At 71.9% G+C, this 15,778-nt stretch carries 13 protein-coding genes; 5 read left to right on the forward strand and 8 right to left on the reverse strand.

All coding sequences use genetic code 11. From position 1 onward, the window contains the following. Positions 1-106: 106 nt before the first annotated feature. From WMF24_RS22435 to WMF24_RS22450, 4 genes are all read left to right on the forward strand, one after another. Positions 107-784, forward strand: coding sequence for a hypothetical protein (locus WMF24_RS22435; RefSeq protein ID WP_437738476.1), 678 nt, complete (start codon positions 107-109; stop codon positions 782-784). Beyond that, positions 771-1,733 (forward strand): matrixin family metalloprotease, encoded by a 963-nt coding sequence (locus tag WMF24_RS22440; protein WP_437738477.1) that lies wholly within the window; start codon positions 771-773, stop codon positions 1,731-1,733. The genes WMF24_RS22435 and WMF24_RS22440 overlap by 14 nt, the downstream gene beginning before the upstream one ends. Next, a complete protein-coding gene (locus WMF24_RS22445) occupies positions 1,730-2,941 on the forward strand; it encodes an HRDC domain-containing protein (RefSeq protein WP_437738837.1) in 1,212 nt (403 codons plus the stop codon). The genes WMF24_RS22440 and WMF24_RS22445 overlap by 4 nt, the downstream gene beginning before the upstream one ends. 121 nt (positions 2,942-3,062) lie before the next feature. Beyond that, on the forward strand, positions 3,063-4,820 hold the full coding sequence (locus tag WMF24_RS22450) for a mechanosensitive ion channel family protein (RefSeq protein WP_437738478.1): 1,758 nt from the start codon (positions 3,063-3,065) through the stop codon (positions 4,818-4,820). Here the strand turns inward: WMF24_RS22450 and bioB are convergent. The 8 genes from bioB to WMF24_RS22490 form a co-directional block, all read right to left on the reverse strand. Further along, positions 4,762-5,811 (reverse strand): biotin synthase BioB, encoded by a 1,050-nt coding sequence (gene bioB, locus WMF24_RS22455; protein WP_437738479.1) that lies wholly within the window; start codon positions 5,809-5,811, stop codon positions 4,762-4,764. The two genes, WMF24_RS22450 and bioB, sit on opposite strands and share 59 nt — an antisense overlap. A 128-nt stretch (positions 5,812-5,939) precedes the next feature. Continuing rightward, on the reverse strand, positions 5,940-6,992 hold the full coding sequence (locus tag WMF24_RS22460; protein WP_437738480.1) for a type IV pilus twitching motility protein PilT: 1,053 nt from the start codon (positions 6,990-6,992) through the stop codon (positions 5,940-5,942). A gap of 109 nt (positions 6,993-7,101) precedes the next feature. Next, on the reverse strand, positions 7,102-7,740 hold the full coding sequence (locus WMF24_RS22465) for a thiamine biosynthesis protein (RefSeq protein ID WP_437738481.1): 639 nt from the start codon (positions 7,738-7,740) through the stop codon (positions 7,102-7,104). A gap of 47 nt (positions 7,741-7,787) precedes the next feature. Next, positions 7,788-9,182, reverse strand: coding sequence for a phosphomethylpyrimidine synthase ThiC (gene thiC / locus WMF24_RS22470; protein WP_437738838.1), 1,395 nt, complete (start codon positions 9,180-9,182; stop codon positions 7,788-7,790). Between the two features lie 200 nt (positions 9,183-9,382). Next, a complete protein-coding gene (locus tag WMF24_RS22475; protein ID WP_437738482.1) occupies positions 9,383-9,841 on the reverse strand; it encodes an ExbD/TolR family protein in 459 nt (152 codons plus the stop codon). 5 nt (positions 9,842-9,846) lie between these two features. Then, positions 9,847-10,263 (reverse strand): ExbD/TolR family protein, encoded by a 417-nt coding sequence (locus WMF24_RS22480; protein ID WP_437738483.1) that lies wholly within the window; start codon positions 10,261-10,263, stop codon positions 9,847-9,849. A gap of 334 nt (positions 10,264-10,597) precedes the next feature. After that, the gene (locus WMF24_RS22485; RefSeq protein WP_437738484.1) at positions 10,598-11,314 is read right to left on the reverse strand and encodes a MotA/TolQ/ExbB proton channel family protein; all 717 of its coding nucleotides are present in this window, start codon (positions 11,312-11,314) and stop codon (positions 10,598-10,600) included. Between the two features lie 169 nt (positions 11,315-11,483). Next, complete coding sequence (locus WMF24_RS22490) at positions 11,484-12,269, reverse strand: energy transducer TonB (protein ID WP_437738485.1); 786 nt, start codon at positions 12,267-12,269, stop codon at positions 11,484-11,486. Between the two features lie 266 nt (positions 12,270-12,535). Between WMF24_RS22490 and WMF24_RS22495 the strand changes: the two genes are divergently transcribed. After that, a complete protein-coding gene (locus WMF24_RS22495; RefSeq protein ID WP_437738839.1) occupies positions 12,536-15,772 on the forward strand; it encodes a TonB-dependent receptor in 3,237 nt (1,078 codons plus the stop codon). Positions 15,773-15,778: the final 6 nt, after the last annotated feature.

Raw genomic sequence — 15,778 nt, forward strand, 5'->3', positions numbered from 1 at the left:
GACGATCTGCTAGTCGGACCGGGACACAGGGTCCAGGACATCGACCATGTCCTGCGCCGTGCTCGCCACGCGCGCCGCGCGCGGCCGCATGGTATCTTCCGGGCCGATGCGTCCCAGAGCCGCTTGCATAGCCCTCGTCCTCGCACTGCCACCCGCGCTCACCCTCACGCCCAACGTCGGCTCCGCCCCGGCAGCCGACGTGAGCGCCGGCGCGCTCCTCGCCGGCCCGCGATCGGCCCAGGCGGCCGTCGCCGTCCAGCTCTCGCTCGAAGAGCTCGTCTCCCGCGCCGCGTTCGTCGTCGTCGCGACAGCGACCGAGCAGCGCAGCCAGTGGGAAGAGCTCGGCGGCGCGCGAAGGATCGTCACGTATACCCGCCTGTCGGTCGACCGCCCCGTCGCGGGGCAGCCCGACGGCGAGATCTGGGTGAGGACGCTCGGGGGCGTCGTCGGCGACGTCGGACAGCAGGTGTCGGGCGACGCGCAGCTCAGGATCGGCGCGCAGGCGATGCTCTTCGTCTCGAGGGCGGGAGGCGCCCTGGTCGTCTCCGGGATGGCCCAGGGCCACTACCCCGTCGTCGACGGCGAGGAGCCGGCGACGGTGACCGGCCGGGCCAGGGCGCCGCGGGTCGCCGTGCGGCGGCTGACCGCGAGCCCCGACACAGGGACCGTCCTGCCCCGGACAGGCCCCGCGATCTCGGCGCGCGAGCAGCTCGTCGGCGCGACGCTCGACGCGGCGTGCGACGTCGTGAGCCGCGCCTGGAAGGCGAGCCATGCCCAGAAATAGCCCCGCGCTCGCCGCGCGGAGCGCCCGCGCCGCCGCCGTCCTCGCGGCCGCCTTCGCGATCGGGGCCGCGGCGCTCGCCCGGCCCTCCCCCGCCCTCGCCTACTGCCGCACGAGCGTCTGTCCCGAGACGAAGTCGACCGCGGCCGTCTGCGCGCCGGCCCAGCCGAACGACTGCGGCATCCCCCTCGCCTGGCCGTCGCCGTGCGTCAGCTACTCCATCCAGGAGGACGCCTCGGACCAGGTGTCGCTCGCCGAGACCGAGGCGATCTTCGAGCAGGCGTTCGCGACGTGGACGCAGACCGATTGCGGCGGCGGGCAGACCCCGCGCATGGAGGTCGTCTACCTGGGCCCGATCGCGTGCGACGCGCACGAGTACAACCAGGGCAAGGGGAACGCGAACATCATCACGTTCCGGGACGGCGACTGGCCGTACGCGGGGGGCGGGAACACCCTCGCGCTCACGACCGTCACCTACAACCTGAAGACCGGCGACATCTACGACGCCGACATGGAGATCAACTCGTCGGACGTGAAGCTCTCGCTCGGCGACGACGAGGTGTCGTTCGACCTCCTGAGCATCGCGACCCACGAGGTTGGCCACTTCCTCGGGCTGTCGCACTCGACCGACGTCTCCGCGACGATGTTCGCCGATTACCGGCCGGAGACCACCATGCTCCGCGACCTCGACGAGGACGACCGCGACGGGATCTGCGCTGTGTACCCGCCCGGGGAGCCGGTCGAGGACTGCGATCCGACGCCGCGGCACGGCTTCTCGGCGCTGTGCGCGGCCGATCAGCCCGACCGGGAGGAGGACGGCGGCTGCGCCGCGGCCCCGTCGCGGGGCGGGCGCGGCGCCGGGCTCGGCCTCGCCGCGCTCGCGCTCGTCGGCGCGGCCGTGCGGGCGCGGCGCGGCGCGGCCGCGCGGGCGGGCCGGGAGAGGCGCCGCTGAGCCAGGGCTCCTTCACCCTCGTCGAGCGCGGGGACGACCTCGCCCGGGTCGTCGAGCGCGCCGCGCGCGCGGACGCGCTCGCGGTCGACGTCGAGGCCAACGGGCTGTTCGCCTACCGGCCGCGGCTCTGCACCGTCCAGCTCGCCTTCCGCGAGGGGGACGGCATCGCTGTCGCGGTCGTCGACGCGCTCCGCGCGCCGGTCGCGCCGCTCGCGCCGCTCCTCGGGGCCGCGGGGCCGCCCAAGGTGCTCCACGACCTCACCTTCGACGCGCGCATGCTCGCCGAGGCGGGGGCGCCGCTCGCCGGGGCGCGCGACACGTCGGTCGCCGCCCGCCTGCTGGGCTGCGCGGCGACCGGGCTCGCCTCGCTCCTCCAGGCGGAGCTCGGCGTGACGATCGACAAGCAGCTCCAGCAGCACGACTGGGGGCGCCGGCCCATCGAGGGCGCCGAGCTGCGCTACCTGGCCGACGACGTGCTCCACCTGCTCGCGCTCGACGCGCGGCTCGGCGAGCGCGCCCGGGCGCTCGGGATCGAGGACGAGATCGCGGAGGAGTGCGCCTACAAGCTCGCGACCGCGCTCGGGCCGCCGCGCGATCCGCGGCCCGCCTACGCGCGCATCAAGGGAGCCCAGGCGCTCGACCCGGTGGGCCGGGCGATCCTGCGGCGCCTCGTGGCGGCGCGCGAGGCGGCCGCCGAGGAGGCGGACGTGCCTTCCTTCAAGATCGTCGGGAGCGAGGTGCTCGTCGAGCTCGCGCAGCGGCGGCCGGCCCGGGCCGACGACGTGCGCGCGGTGCGCGGGGCCGCCGCCGGCCGGGCGGCGGCGTGCGTCGCGGCGTGGCTCCGCGCGATCGAGCAGGGGCGCAGCGACGGCGACGTGCCGGAGGAGGAGCGCGCGCTCTTCCTGCAGGCCCGGCCGACGCGCAGGGAGCTCGCCGTCCGGCGCGCGATGGAGACCCGGATCTCCGCGTGGCGCAGGGCCGAGGCGAGGGCGCGGAAGGTGGACGAGCAGGTGGTGCTGCCCGGGCACTGCGCGCAGGATCTCGTGGAGATCGCGCTCGCGGCGGGCCACGCCGGCGACGCGGCGGTCGCCGCCGCGATCGCGCGCATCCCTGGGCTCGGCGCGCGCCGGCTCGCGCGCTACGGCGGCGCGCTCGCGGCGCTCGCGACCGCGGCGGCGCCGAGCGAGCCGCCCGCCCCAGCGACGTAGCTGCGCGCGGGCGTTCGCACCTGGCGCACGCCGCGCGCCTCTGTCGACCGGGCGGCGCGGCGCCGATCGCACAGCGCCGCCCGGTCGACAGAGGCGCCGCGCGATGGAATAGGAGGGGCCCATGCGCTGGACCGATCCTCCCGACTCGCCGAAACGGCGCGGCTCCTGGCCACCGGTGATGTGGTGGCTCCGCGCCGCGCTCGCCTTCGCGCTCGTCTCCGGGTGCCTCCTCCTGGGCGCGCGCGCCGGGGAGCTGGCCCCTCCCGCCCCCGCGCCGACGCCGCCGCCGGCGAGCGCCGAGGTCGGCGAGGATCCGGACGCGGCGCCGGTCGCGCCCGACTCGCCGCGCGCGTCGATGCGCGAGTTCTTCGAGCTCTCGCGCGCGGGCGACTACGCCGCGGCCGCGCGGTTCCTCGACCTGCCGCCGAGGGCGGACGGCGCGGCGCTCGCGCAGAAGCTCAAAGCGGTGCTCGATCGGCACATCTGGCTCGACGTGGAGAACCTCTCGCCGCACCCGCAGGGGGACACGCAGGACAACCTCGGCGCCGGGGTGGAGCAGCTCGGCAAGATCCCGACCCGGACGGGGACCCAGCCGGTGCGGCTCGTGCGGCGCACGACGCCCGACGGGGTGAGGTGGATCTTCTCGCGCGCCACGGTGGACCGCGTCGACGACTGGTACGCCCGCCTTGAAGACCGCTGGCTCCGCGACCACCTGCCGCCGGCGCTGCTGCGCCCGGGCCCGCGCGAGCTGCTCTGGTGGCAGTGGCTCGCGCTGCCCGTCCTCGCGCTCGCCGGGTGGCTCGTCGGCGCGTTGCTCAGCTACTTCATCCGCGCCGGGCTCCGCCGGCTCGTCGCCCGGACGGAGTCCACGCTCGACGACGTGCTCCTCGAGGGCGCGCGCGGCCCGCTCACGTTCGCGGTGGCGCTGTTCGCGATCGAGGCCGCGCTGCCGTGGCTCGGGCTCTACGTGCCGGCCGAGGAGTTCCTCGGCACGGTGCTGAGCGCCGGCCTGTTCATCGCGGTCTTCTGGTTCGTCCTCCGCGCGATCGACGCCGTCGGCGGGCGCCTGCTCGCCGCCCCGGCGACGCGCGACAACCCCGCGGCGCGCTCGCTCGTGCCGCTCATGGGCAAGATCGCGAAGGTCGCGATCCTGATCATCGGCGTGATCGCCGTGCTGTCGGAGCTCGGCTACCCGGTGGCGAGCCTCATCGCCGGCCTCGGCATCGGCGGCGTCGCGCTCGCCCTCGCCGCGCAGAAGACGGTGGAGAACCTGTTCGGCTCGGTCTCCATCGGCGTCGACCGCGCCCTCCAGGTCGGCGACTTCGTGAAGGTCGACGCGCTCCTCGGCACCGTCGAGACGATCGGGCTCCGCTCGACGCGGATCCGCACGCTCGACCGGACGCTGGTCACGATCCCGAACGGCAAGCTGGCCGATCTCCAGATCGAGTCGTACACGGCCCGCGACAGGATGCGCCTCTCGTGCGTGCTGGCCCTCGTGTACGAGACGACGCCCGCGCAGCTGCGCGCCGTGCTCGAGGGGATCGAGCGCGCGCTGCGGGAGCACCCGCTCATCTGGCCCGACGACGTCGTCGTGCGCTTCATCGGCATCGGCCCCGCGTCGTACGACGTCGAGATCATGGCCTGGTTCCAGACGACCGATTTCGGCCACTTCCGGGCGATCCGGCAGGAGGTGCTGATCACGTTCCTGGAGATCATCGGCGCGGCCGGGACGAGGCTCGCGTACCCGACGCGGACGGTGCACGTCGCGGCGCGCGGCGCGGAGCGCGCGCTGCTCGACGGCGCGGGCGACGGGAAGGCGGCTAGCGGGCGGGAGGGGCCGCGGCAGGCGCCATCGGCTGGAGCCCCGCCTTCTCGATGAGCGCGCGGTCCTCGTCCGGGCCCGGGTTCGGCGTGGTGAGCAGCTTGTCCCCGTAGAAGATCGAGTTCGCCCCCGCGTACATGCAGAGGAGCTGCGCCTCGCGCGACAGCTCCGTCCTGCCGGCCGACAGGCGCACCATCGCGCGCGGCATCATGAGCCGGGCGACCGCGATCATCCGGACGAACTCGATCGGGTCGACGGGCGGCAGGCTCTCGAGCGGCGTGCCGGGCGAGCGAACGAGGGCGTTGATCGGCACGCTCTCCGGGTGGGGGTCGAGGCGCGCGAGCTCGACGAGCATCTCGCAGCGGTCGGCGATCGACTCGCCCATGCCGATGATCCCGCCCGAGCAGACCGTGATGCCGGCCCGCCGGACGTTGCGCAGGGTGACGAGCCGCTCGTCGTACGTGCGCGTGGAGATGATGGACTTGTAGGCCTTCCGCGACGTGTCGAGGTTGTGGTTGTACGCGTCGAGGCCGGCCTCCTTCAGGCGGCGGGCCTGGTCGTCGGTGAGCATGCCGAGGGTGCAGCACGCCTCGAGGCCGAGCGCCTTCACGCCGCGCACCATGTCGAGGACGCGCTCGAAGGCCGGGCCGTCCTTCACCTCGCGCCAGGCCGCGCCCATGCAGAACCGGGTCGAGCCGCCGGCGCGGGCTCGCTCGGCGGCCGCGAGGACGGCGGGGACGTCGAGCATGCGCTCCGGCCCGACCTCCGTCTCGTAGTGGCTCGACTGCGGGCAGTAGGCGCAGTCCTCGGGGCAGCCGCCCGTCTTGACGCTGAGCAGGGTGCAGAGCTGCACCTCGTGCTCGCCGTGGAACGCGCGGTGGACCGAGCGCGCGCGGTCGATCAGCTCGAAGAGGGGCAGATCGTGCAGGGCCTTGGCCTGCTCGACGGTCCAGTCGTGGCGGACCGCGCCCGCCGCCGCGGCGCGCCCGCCCGGCTCACAACGCCCATCCTTGTTGTCCGCCGATTCCCGTTCGATCCCGTCGAGCATGGGCTCGCTCATACCCGCGCTTGGGGCGCCGCCGCAAGCGACCCTCGCGGCGGGCCGGTTCCGGCGCTGCCGGGCGGCTCCGGCGCTGCCGGGCGGCTCCGGCGCTGCCGGGCCCGCTCCAGGCGGCGCTACGGCGTGGTCACCGCCTTCGCGGTCTCCTTGGCGATCGCCCCCTGGCCCACGAGCTGCCGCAGGTGGGCCTCGAACGTCTGCATCCCGTAGGGCGTCACGCCCTTCTCCATCAGCTCGCGCAGCGACGGGCTCCCCTCCGGGCGGCGGATCGCCTCGCGCACCGCGGGGGTCGCGACGAGCACCTCGCAGGCGAGGACCTCCCCCGCGCCGTCGCGGCGCGGGAGCAGGCGCTGCGCGACGACGCCCTGGAGGCAGTCGGCCAGCCGGTCGCGGACCTCGCTCTGGCTCCTGCCGAGCGCGAGCAGCCGGCCGAGCGTGCGCGCGACGTCGGGCGTGTGCACGGCCGCGAGCACGAGGTGCCCCGTCTCGGCCGCGTGGAGCGCGAGATCGAGCGACTCGCTGTCGCGCAGCGCGCTGAGGAGCACGACGTCCGGGTCCTGCCGCAGCGCCGAGCGCAGCGCGGTCGGGAAATCGGCGGTGTCGACGCCGATCTCGCGCTGGCTCACGCTGGAGCGGCTGTCCTCGTGCACGTGCTCGATCGGATCCTCGAGCGTGACGATGTGGCGCGGCAGGGTCGCGTTGATCTGCCCGACGAAGGCGGCGAGCGTCGTGCTCTTGCCGCTGCCGGCCGTGCCCGCGACGACGAAGAGGCCGTGGTCGTGCTCCACCATGGCGCGCACCGACGCGGGGACGCCGAGCTCCTCGAAGGTGGGGATCTTGAGCGGGATGCTGCGCAGGATGATCGCGAGCGAGCCGCGCTGGCGGTAGATGTTGACCCGGAAACGGCCGAGGCCCGGGACGACGTACGAGGTGTCGAGCTCCTGGAGCGTGGCGAGCAGCTCGCGCGACGGGCGCCCGGCCAGCAGCACCCGCGCGGCGGCCTCGCTGTCCTCGGGTCGGATCCGGTCGACGCGGAAGTAGACCATGTCGCCGCGCACCCGCGCGCCCGGCGGCTGACCGACCTTGAGGTGGATGTCGCTGGCGTGGGCGGCAAGCGCCTTGCCGAGGAGCTGGTGGAGGAAGGCCTCGGAGGTGTACGGCGTCGTCACGGGGGGGAAGGTACCAAATTGGACCTCGACGGGCCCAAAGCGCGGCGGCGCGAGGAGGCGCTGGCGCCGCGCAGGACGGCCGCGCGCCCACGACGGTCGGCGGCGGGCGTCACGGCCGTGGCGCCTGACCGCCGCCGGCGCCCGCGCCGGGGAGCTCCGGATCGAGATCCGCAGGGATCCGGCGCGGGTCGACGAGCCCCCTCTCCGCGAGCGCGCGCGCCGCGGAGATCGCGACGGCGCGCTGCTCGGCCGGGAGGTCGCGCCGGCCCGACAGATCGAGGAGGACCGCCGCCGCGGCGCGCGCCCCGTCCGGGTCGAGCGGCTCGCGCGGGCGCGGCGGGCGGCCGGCGACCCCGAGGAGCGCGTCGAGCAGCGGCGGGAGCGACGGAACGGGCGCGGCGCGGGCGCGCTCTGCGAGCGGCCCGAGCGCCAGGTCGGCGTCGTCGGCGTACGGCAGGGCGCGCAGGGCGGCGTGGGCGATGTCGCCGCCGTCCTCCAGGGCGGCCAGCAGGCCGGACGCGCCCTCGGCCTCGGCGAGCCGGGCGAGCTCCAGCGGGTCGTCGCCGGCGGCGCGACGCCAGCGCGGATCGGTCAGGCGAGGGCTCGGGGGGCGCGGCGCCGCGGAGGCCGCGGGCGGCGCAGCGGCCGACGACGGGGGCGACGACGACGCGGAGGTGGCGCTCTCGCGGCGGCACGCGAGCGGGGCGGCGAGGACGACCGCGAGGGCCGCGAGCGCAGCGGTGTTCACGGTTGCCCCGTGTTCACGGTTGCCCGGTGTTCACGGTTGCCCCGTGTTCACGGTTGATCAATGAGCGAGAGCGACCGCTTCGTGGGCGCGTTCTCGGGCTCCTGCCGCTCCAGCCGCGCGTTGTACTCGTCGACGACGCGGTTGATGTGCATCGAGCAGTACTTCGGCCCGCACATCGAGCAGAACTCCGCGGTCTTGAAGTACTCCTGCGGGAGCGTCTCGTCGTGCATCGCCTGCGCCGTCTCCGGATCGAGCGCGAGCGCGAACTGCTGCTTCCAGTCGAACGCGTAGCGGGCGCGGCTCAGCGCATCGTCCCGGTCGCGCGCGCCCGGGCGCTTGCGCGCCACGTCCGCCGCGTGGGCGGCGATCTTGTAGGCGATGAGGCCCTGCTTGACGTCCTCGGCGTTCGGCAGGCCGAGGTGCTCCTTCGGCGTCACGTAGCAGAGCATCGCGGCCCCCGCGAAGCCGGCCATCGTCGCGCCGATGCAGCTCGTGATGTGGTCGTAGCCGGGCGCGAAATCGGTGACCAGCGGGCCGAGCACGTAGAACGGCGCCTCGTGGCAGAGCTCCATCTCCTTCTGCACGTTCATCGCGATCTGATCGAACGGCACGTGCCCCGGGCCCTCGATCATCACCTGCACGTCCTTCTCCCACGCGCGCTTCGTCAGCTCGCCGAGCGTCTTCAGCTCGGCGAACTGCGCCGCGTCGCTCGCGTCGTGGAGGCAGCCGGGGCGCAGGCCGTCGCCCGCCGAGATCGTGACGTCGTACCTGGCGCAGATCTCGAGCACCTTGTCCCAGTGGGTGTAGAACGGGTTCTGCTTGTGGTGCTCGATCATCCACTGCGCCATGATCGAGCCGCCGCGCGAGACGATGCCCGTGATCCGGCCCTTCACGAGCGGCAGGTGCTCGAGCAGCACGCCCGCGTGGATGGTGAAGTAATCGACGCCCTGCTTCGCCTGGTGCTCGAGCATGTCGATGAGGTCGTCGGCGGTCATCTTGGCCGTGCCCTTGCACGCCTCGAGCGCCTGGTAGATCGGCACCGTCCCGATCGGCACCGGCGAGTCGGCGATGATGGCTCGGCGGATGCCGTCGATGTCGCCGCCGGTCGACAGATCCATCACCGTGTCGGCGCCGTACTTGATGGCGTAGCGCAGCTTCTCGAGCTCGCCGTTCACGTCGCTCGTGGTCTGGCTGCTGCCGATGTTCGCGTTCACCTTGCAGAGCGACGCGATGCCGATGCACATCGGCTCGAGGTTCAGGTGGTTCTTGTTGGCAGGGATGATCATCCGGCCGCGCGCGACCTCGCTTCGGATGAGCTCGGGCGCGAGCTTCTCACGGCGGGCGACGTACTCCATCTCCTCCGTGATGACGCCCTTCCTCGCGAAGTGCATCTGGCTCTGGTTCGGGCTCCCGGCGCGCTTGCTCACCCATTCGGTCCGCAACATCGACAACCTCGCTTTCGAGGTGGCCGGTGTAGGTCGCGACCGCGCGCGACGCAAGCCTCGCGTCGCGCGCCGCCGCCCGCGCTGGGCCGCTGAGCTGCGACGGAAGAAGACCGCTGAAGGAGACCGCTGAAGGAGACCGCTGAAGAGGGCCGCTGAAGAAGGCCGTCGGCGCGGCGCGCGCGGCGGCCGCGCCGCGCTCACGGCGTCGTCGGCGGCGCCTCGGGGAGCTCGGTCATCATGCCGAGCGTCTGCGCGCCGGCCGCCTTCGCGCTGTCGAGCACCTCCACGACCGTCCCGTAGCCGGCGCCGTCGTCGGCGACGATGAAGACGATCCTGTCCTGCGGCCTGCTCTGGCGCTCGAGGATCGGCCGGAGCCTGGCCGCGAGATCGGCGCGCTCGACCTTCTCGTCGTTGACCTGGACCTCGCCCTGCGCGTTCACCCGGACGACGAGCTGGTCGGGGGGCGGCGGGGTGTTCTCCGTGACCTGCTCGGTGTCGGGGACGCGCACGCCGATGTCCTTCTCGAGCAGCGGCGTCACGACCATGAAGATGATGAGGAGCACCAGCACGACGTCGACGAGCGGCGTCACGTTGATGTCGGAGTTCAGCGGCACCGCCGGCTTGATGACGAACTTCTTCTTCGCGCGCGCGCTCATCGCCGCTATCTCCCCTTCAGCTCCTCGACCGCCAGCGAGACGCTCTTCGCGCCCGCCTTGCGCGCCGTCTCCATGACCTTGCGCACGTCGCCGAACGAGAGGCGATGGTCGCCCTTGACGAGCACCTTGCGCCCCGGCTGCGCGGCGAACTCGCGCGCGAGGCGCTCGGAGAGCCCGGCGTCGTCATACTGGTCGTTCTCGACCCACACCGTCTTCTCCAGCGTGACGGAGAGGATCAGCGGATCCACTTCCTTCTTCTCCTCGTCCACCTTCGCGGCCTGCGGCAGCTTCACGTCCTTGCCGCGCTGGAGCATCGGCGTGACGACCATGAAGATGATGAGCAGGACGAGGACGACGTCGACGAGCGGCGTGACGTTGATCTCGCTCTTGGGGCCCTTCTGCGGGCCGACGGCCATTCCCATCAGGGACGCTCGCTTCCGGCTGAGCGCGTCGCCGCGCCTCGCTGGGACGCGCGGCGACGCGCGCCGCGCGCCGCGACCAGCCAGGCGCCGTATCGCGCGGGCTCTCTATTCATCACCGGCCTCTCCGAGGCCGGGACGGCACCACCGGCCGCTTCCGAGGCCGGGACATCATCAGCGGCCTCTTCCGAGGCCCGGACAGCGACAACGGCCTCTTCCGAGGCCCGGACAGCGACAACGGCCTCTTCGGAGGCCGGGACAGCGACAACGGCATTGTTCGAAGCCGGGCCAGGCGACGTCCTTCGACGCCCGGACGAGCGGCCTCTCACGGGCCCGTTCAAGCGGCCTCTTCCGAGGCCGGCGCGAGGCGGCCGTCGAGGCGCTTCGCCACGATATCGAGGAACTCGTTCGACGACTCCGAGATGTCGATCGCCCGGGCGTCGACCCAGCCCTGGAGGTAGTTGTACGCCATGACGGCCGGGATCGCGACGAGCAGGCCGAACGCGGTTGTGACGAGCGCCTCCGCGATGCCCGCCGAGACGGTGCCGAGGCCGCCCGAGCCGGAGGCGGCCATCTGCTGGAAGGCCGTCACGATACCCATGACCGTCCCGAGGAGGCCGACGAACGGCGCCGTGGAGCCGACCGTGGCGAGGAGCCCGTAGCCGCGCTTGAGGCTGAGCACCTCGCGCTGCGCCTGCCGCTCGAGCGCCCGCGAGACCGACTCGAACACGCCGTCGCGCTCGTGCCCGTGGGCCGGGAGCCGGCCGGGGGCGCTCGACGCGTACGCCGCGAGCCCCGCGCCGATGACGCGCCCGAGGTAGCCGATCTCGGCCTTCGGCCTGGCGGCGGCGCGGGCGTCCTCGAAGTCGCCCCGGGCGAGCAGCGGGCCCACCTTCTCCGCGAACGCCCGGGAGGCGGCGCGCGACTTGAGCGACACGACGAGGCGCTCGCCGAAGATGACCAGGGACGAGACCGACATGAGGGCCAGCACCAGGACGACCAGCCTCGCGAAGAGGCCCATGTGGCCCCAGAGCTCAATCAACGTGAATTGCATCGTCTCGCTCGCGCCTCCTGGCGCTCCATGGTGTCGTGATGTTTTTAGCTATGCTGAAACAGCGCCTCTCGACGCCGCAGCGAACTCGACAGTACCGAAGAGCGGACCTACCCCGTTCCCCTCTCTACTACGCGCCCCACCCGCGCAACAACACCCGCACGCCCGGCGGTCAAGGGAGCTTGAGCCGGATGTTGAACACGTAATCCACCGAGACCGGGCGCCCCTGGTACATCACCGGCGTGTACCGGCGCGCCGAGAGGGCATCGAGGATCGCCCGGTCCATGTGCGGTAACGATTTGACCATCCGGCAATTGGTCAGCGCGCCGTCGATCTTGATGACGCACTTGACAATCGCGAGTCCCTCGACACGCGCGGCGAGCGCCTCGCGCGTGTACTGCGGGTCTCGCCCCGAGACCATCGTCGGCCGGCTCATCCCGGCGCCGAACGGCAAGACCACGTTCTGCGGCGGCGCCGTGCTGCCGAGCTGACCGCCGAGCTGGCCTCCGAGCTGACCCCCGATCTGCCCACCGACCTGGCCGCCGACCGTCCCTCCTTGAACGCCCCCCTCCTGGCCCCCCTCGACGCCACCGGGCTGGGCCGGCGCCTCTTCCTTGGCCGGCTCCGGCTCAGGCTCCTTGGCCTTGGGCTTCTCCGGCATGTCGTAGATGGTGTCAGGGGTCTTGACAGGCTTCGGCTTCTCGATGGGCTGCTCCACCTTCGGCTGTTGAGGCTTCGCGCCGCCGGCCGGCGGTGGAGGCGGCGGCGGAGGCGGAGGGGGCGGCGGCGGCGCGGCGAAGAAGGTGACCTCGACGTCCTTCGGCTTCTCGGCCTGAGGGCGCGTGGCCTGCCAGAGGAGGGCGCCCGCGATCGCGGCGTGCGCGACGATGGACAGCACTGCGCCCGTCCCGAGGCGCCCCTGGGTGGCGGTGGCACGACCTAGTACCGAGTCGAACATGAGGGGTCGTAACTCCTAGAACTCGAGCCGATCGACGTGGCGCGGCGCCGTATGGGAGCGCGCGGCGCCTACCCGGAGTGTACAAGCGAGCGAGTACTACAAAAAAGTCTATTGTCTCGCGCGATTCCTGTCTAGGGTAACAAGGGACTCGAGGGCCCTACACTTCTGGAGGGAATTCCGTGAAGTTTCTCGAAAAGAGGATGAAACACGGAGCGCGCTTACTACGTGCGCCGTTGAGGCTGTGGGCGGCGACGCTGCTGGTCGCCATGACTTTGTTGACCGCGTTCCCGGCGTTCGCGCAGACGGGCAACAGCGTTCTCCTCGGGCGGGTGACCGACGCCTCGAGCAAGGCGCCGGTGGCCGATGTGGTCGTGACGGCGACATCGCCGGCCCTGCAGGGCGAGCAGCTCGTCGTCACCGACGGCACCGGCCAGTACCGTATCCCGAACCTGCCGCCGGGCGACTACACACTGCGCCTGGAGAAGGAGTCGTACAAGCCGTACGCGCGCGGCGGGATCACGATCCGCAGCGGCACGACCATCCGCGTGAACGTCGAGCTCCTCCCCGAGGCGCTCAAGGCGGAGGAGATCGTCGTCGTGGGCCGCGCGCCCACCGTCGATGTCGGGTCGAGCACCATCGGCCAGAATATTTCACAGGACTTCACGCGGCGCATCGCCGTGGCGCCCCCCGGCGGGAAGGGCACGGCGTCGCGCTCGTTCGAGTCGATCGCCGCGGTCACCCCCGGCGCGAGGAGCGATGAGTTCGGCACGTCGATCGCGGGTACGTCGTCGCCCGAGAATCAGTACGTGATCGACGGACTATCCGTGAATGATCCCGCGTACGGGATCGTCGGCACGCCGCTCACGATGGAGTTCATCAAAGAGGTCAACGTGGTGAGCGGCGGGTACATGCCCGAGTTCGGCCGCGCGACCGGCGGCGTGCTCGACGTCGTGACGAAGAGCGGCGGCAACGAGTTCCACGGCTCGGTCTTCTTCAACGTCGTCCCCGGGTTCCTCGAGGCCGAGGGCACGAAGGTGCGCCGTCAGGGCGAGACGATCCAGACCGACGACAGCATCCTCGCCATCCGCGACTACGGCTTCGAGGTCGGCGGCCCGATCCTGAAGGACAAGCTCTGGTTCTACGGCGGCGTCGACCTCGCGTTCTCGAGCCTGGAGCGGAAGCGCACCCTGTTCGCGACGCGGTACGTGGGCGACAGCCCGACCCCCGAGACGGACCCGGAGACGGGGTTCACCATCGCCGATCCCCTCCCGGGCTCGACGCGCTACTTCCGCGGCGAGGAGCAGACGATCCAGTACCTCGGCAAGCTGACCTACCAGGTCAGCCCGGACCACAGCCTCGCGCTGTCGGTCTACGGTGCGCCCTCCACCTCGGGCGGCCAGGGCGCGTACTCGTACGATCCGCAGGCCGGCATCATGGATATCCCCAACCTCGTCGGCACGTACAACGGGCTCGCGCTCAAGTTCGTGTCGTCGTCGACCGACGTCGCGCTGAAGTGGTCGTCGGCGTTCAACAACAAGACCCTGCTGCTCGACGCGACGCTCGGCTGGCACCACCAGCGCAACGCGCGGCTGCCGCCGGACGGCTCGGAGATCGGCTCGAGGAGCGGGCTCGCGGGCGTGCCCAACGTGATCTGGACGAGGACCGGGCCGCGGCACTCGATCAACGAGTTCGAGGCGCTCTCGGCCGAGGCGATGGAGATGTGCCGCCCGAGCGACGTGCAGGCTCGAGACGAGCAAGGGAACCTGCTCTTCGAGGACGGCGAGCCCGTCATGGTCCGCCGGATCCCGTGCCAGGTGCGCCAGTACGTGGAGGGCGGCCCCAACTTCGTCGAGGACGCGACGCAGGATCGCCTCCAGCTCAAGGCGATGGTGACCAGCATCTTCGAGGGCCTCGGCCATCACGTCGTCAAGGGCGGCATCGACGGCGAGGTCATGATGTACAACCACGAGAAGGCGTACCCGGGGCTCGTCACCTACGTGGAGGGCTCGAACGGCCTCTACTGGGAGGACGCCCGGCAGCTCGGCTTCCTGACGGGCCCGGAGGTCAGCGACTACGTCATCCAGCCCAAGACCGAGGTGTCGTCGCTCTCGACGACGATCGGCGCCTTCGTCCAGGATAGCTGGAGCATCCTCGACAAGGTGACGCTGAACGTCGGCGTCCGCTACGACGCCCAGTACCTGTTCGACGACAACGGCAAGCTCGGCATGGCGCTGCCGAACCAGTGGTCGCCGCGCATCGGGGCCGTCTACGACATCACGCAGCAGGGCAAGTCCAAGATCTTCGCGAACTACGCGCGCTACTACGAGAGCGTGCCGCTCGACCTCGTCGACCGCGCCTTCGGCGACGAGCGCCAGGTCCGGGCGTTCCACAGGGCGGCGGTCAACGGCGACGCGACCGGGTGCGACCCGACCGACCTGGAGGACGCGCTCGGCAACGGCCCGGGGCAATGCCAGAGCGACGAGAACCGGATCGAGGGCGCCCAGCTCGCGGCGGAGCAGGGGCAGGGTGCCGCGAGCTACGATCCGAACACCGTCTGGACGCCGACCGGCACCGGCAAGACGCCGGTGGACCCGGACATCAGCCCGCAGTCCTCGGATGAGATCGTGCTCGGCGGCGAGTACGAGATCATCGAGAACGGGCGGATCGGGGCGCTGTACACGAAGCGCTGGATGAGCAACGTCATCGAGGACATGAGCCGCGACGAGGGGAGCACGTACTTCATCGGCAACCCCGGCAAGGGCATCGCGAAGGACTTCCCCGAGGCGAGGCGCGACTACGACGCCGTGACGCTCTATTTCCAGAAGGCGTTCGCCGACCTGTGGCTCGCCCAGGTGAGCTACACGCTCTCGTTCCTGCGCGGCAACTACGCGGGCCTCTTCCGCCCGGAGACCGACCAGCTCGACCCGAACATCACCTCGGACTTCGACCTGACCTCGCTGCTCGACAACCGCGACGGCTACCTGCCGGGCGACAGCCGGCACGAGTTCAAGGTCTACGGGGCGAAGTCGTTCCCGATCCGGAACGACATGATCCTCGACGCTGGCCTCACCTACCGGTCCCGCTCCGGCGGCCCCACGGACTTCTGGGGCGCGCACCCGCTCTACGGCGCGGACGAGGCCTTCATCCTCCCGCGCGGCTCCGGCACGCGGCTCCCGTGGGTCCACAACATCGACGGCCGCATCGGCTACTCGGTGAAGCTCTCGAAGGACAGCGATCTCACCGTCACGATGGACGTCTTCAACATCTTCAACTTCCAGTCGTATACCCAGGTGGATCAGCGCTACACCCGGCAGTACGTCAATGTGCGCGGGTGCCGCGACAAGGGGGTCGAGGATCTGGAGGGGCCGGGAGGCGCGACCTGCCTGACGACGCTCGACGGCCAGCCGTTCAACAAGGATGTCGACAAGAACCCGAACTTCGGCAACCCGACGAAGTACCAGCCGCCCCGGCAGTTCCGCTTCGGCGCGAGGGTCACGTTCTAGGCGCGG

Origin of the sequence: Sorangium sp. So ce1335, from assembly GCF_051521615.1 — a bacterium.
GTDB lineage: Bacteria > Myxococcota_A > Polyangia > Polyangiales > Polyangiaceae > Sorangium.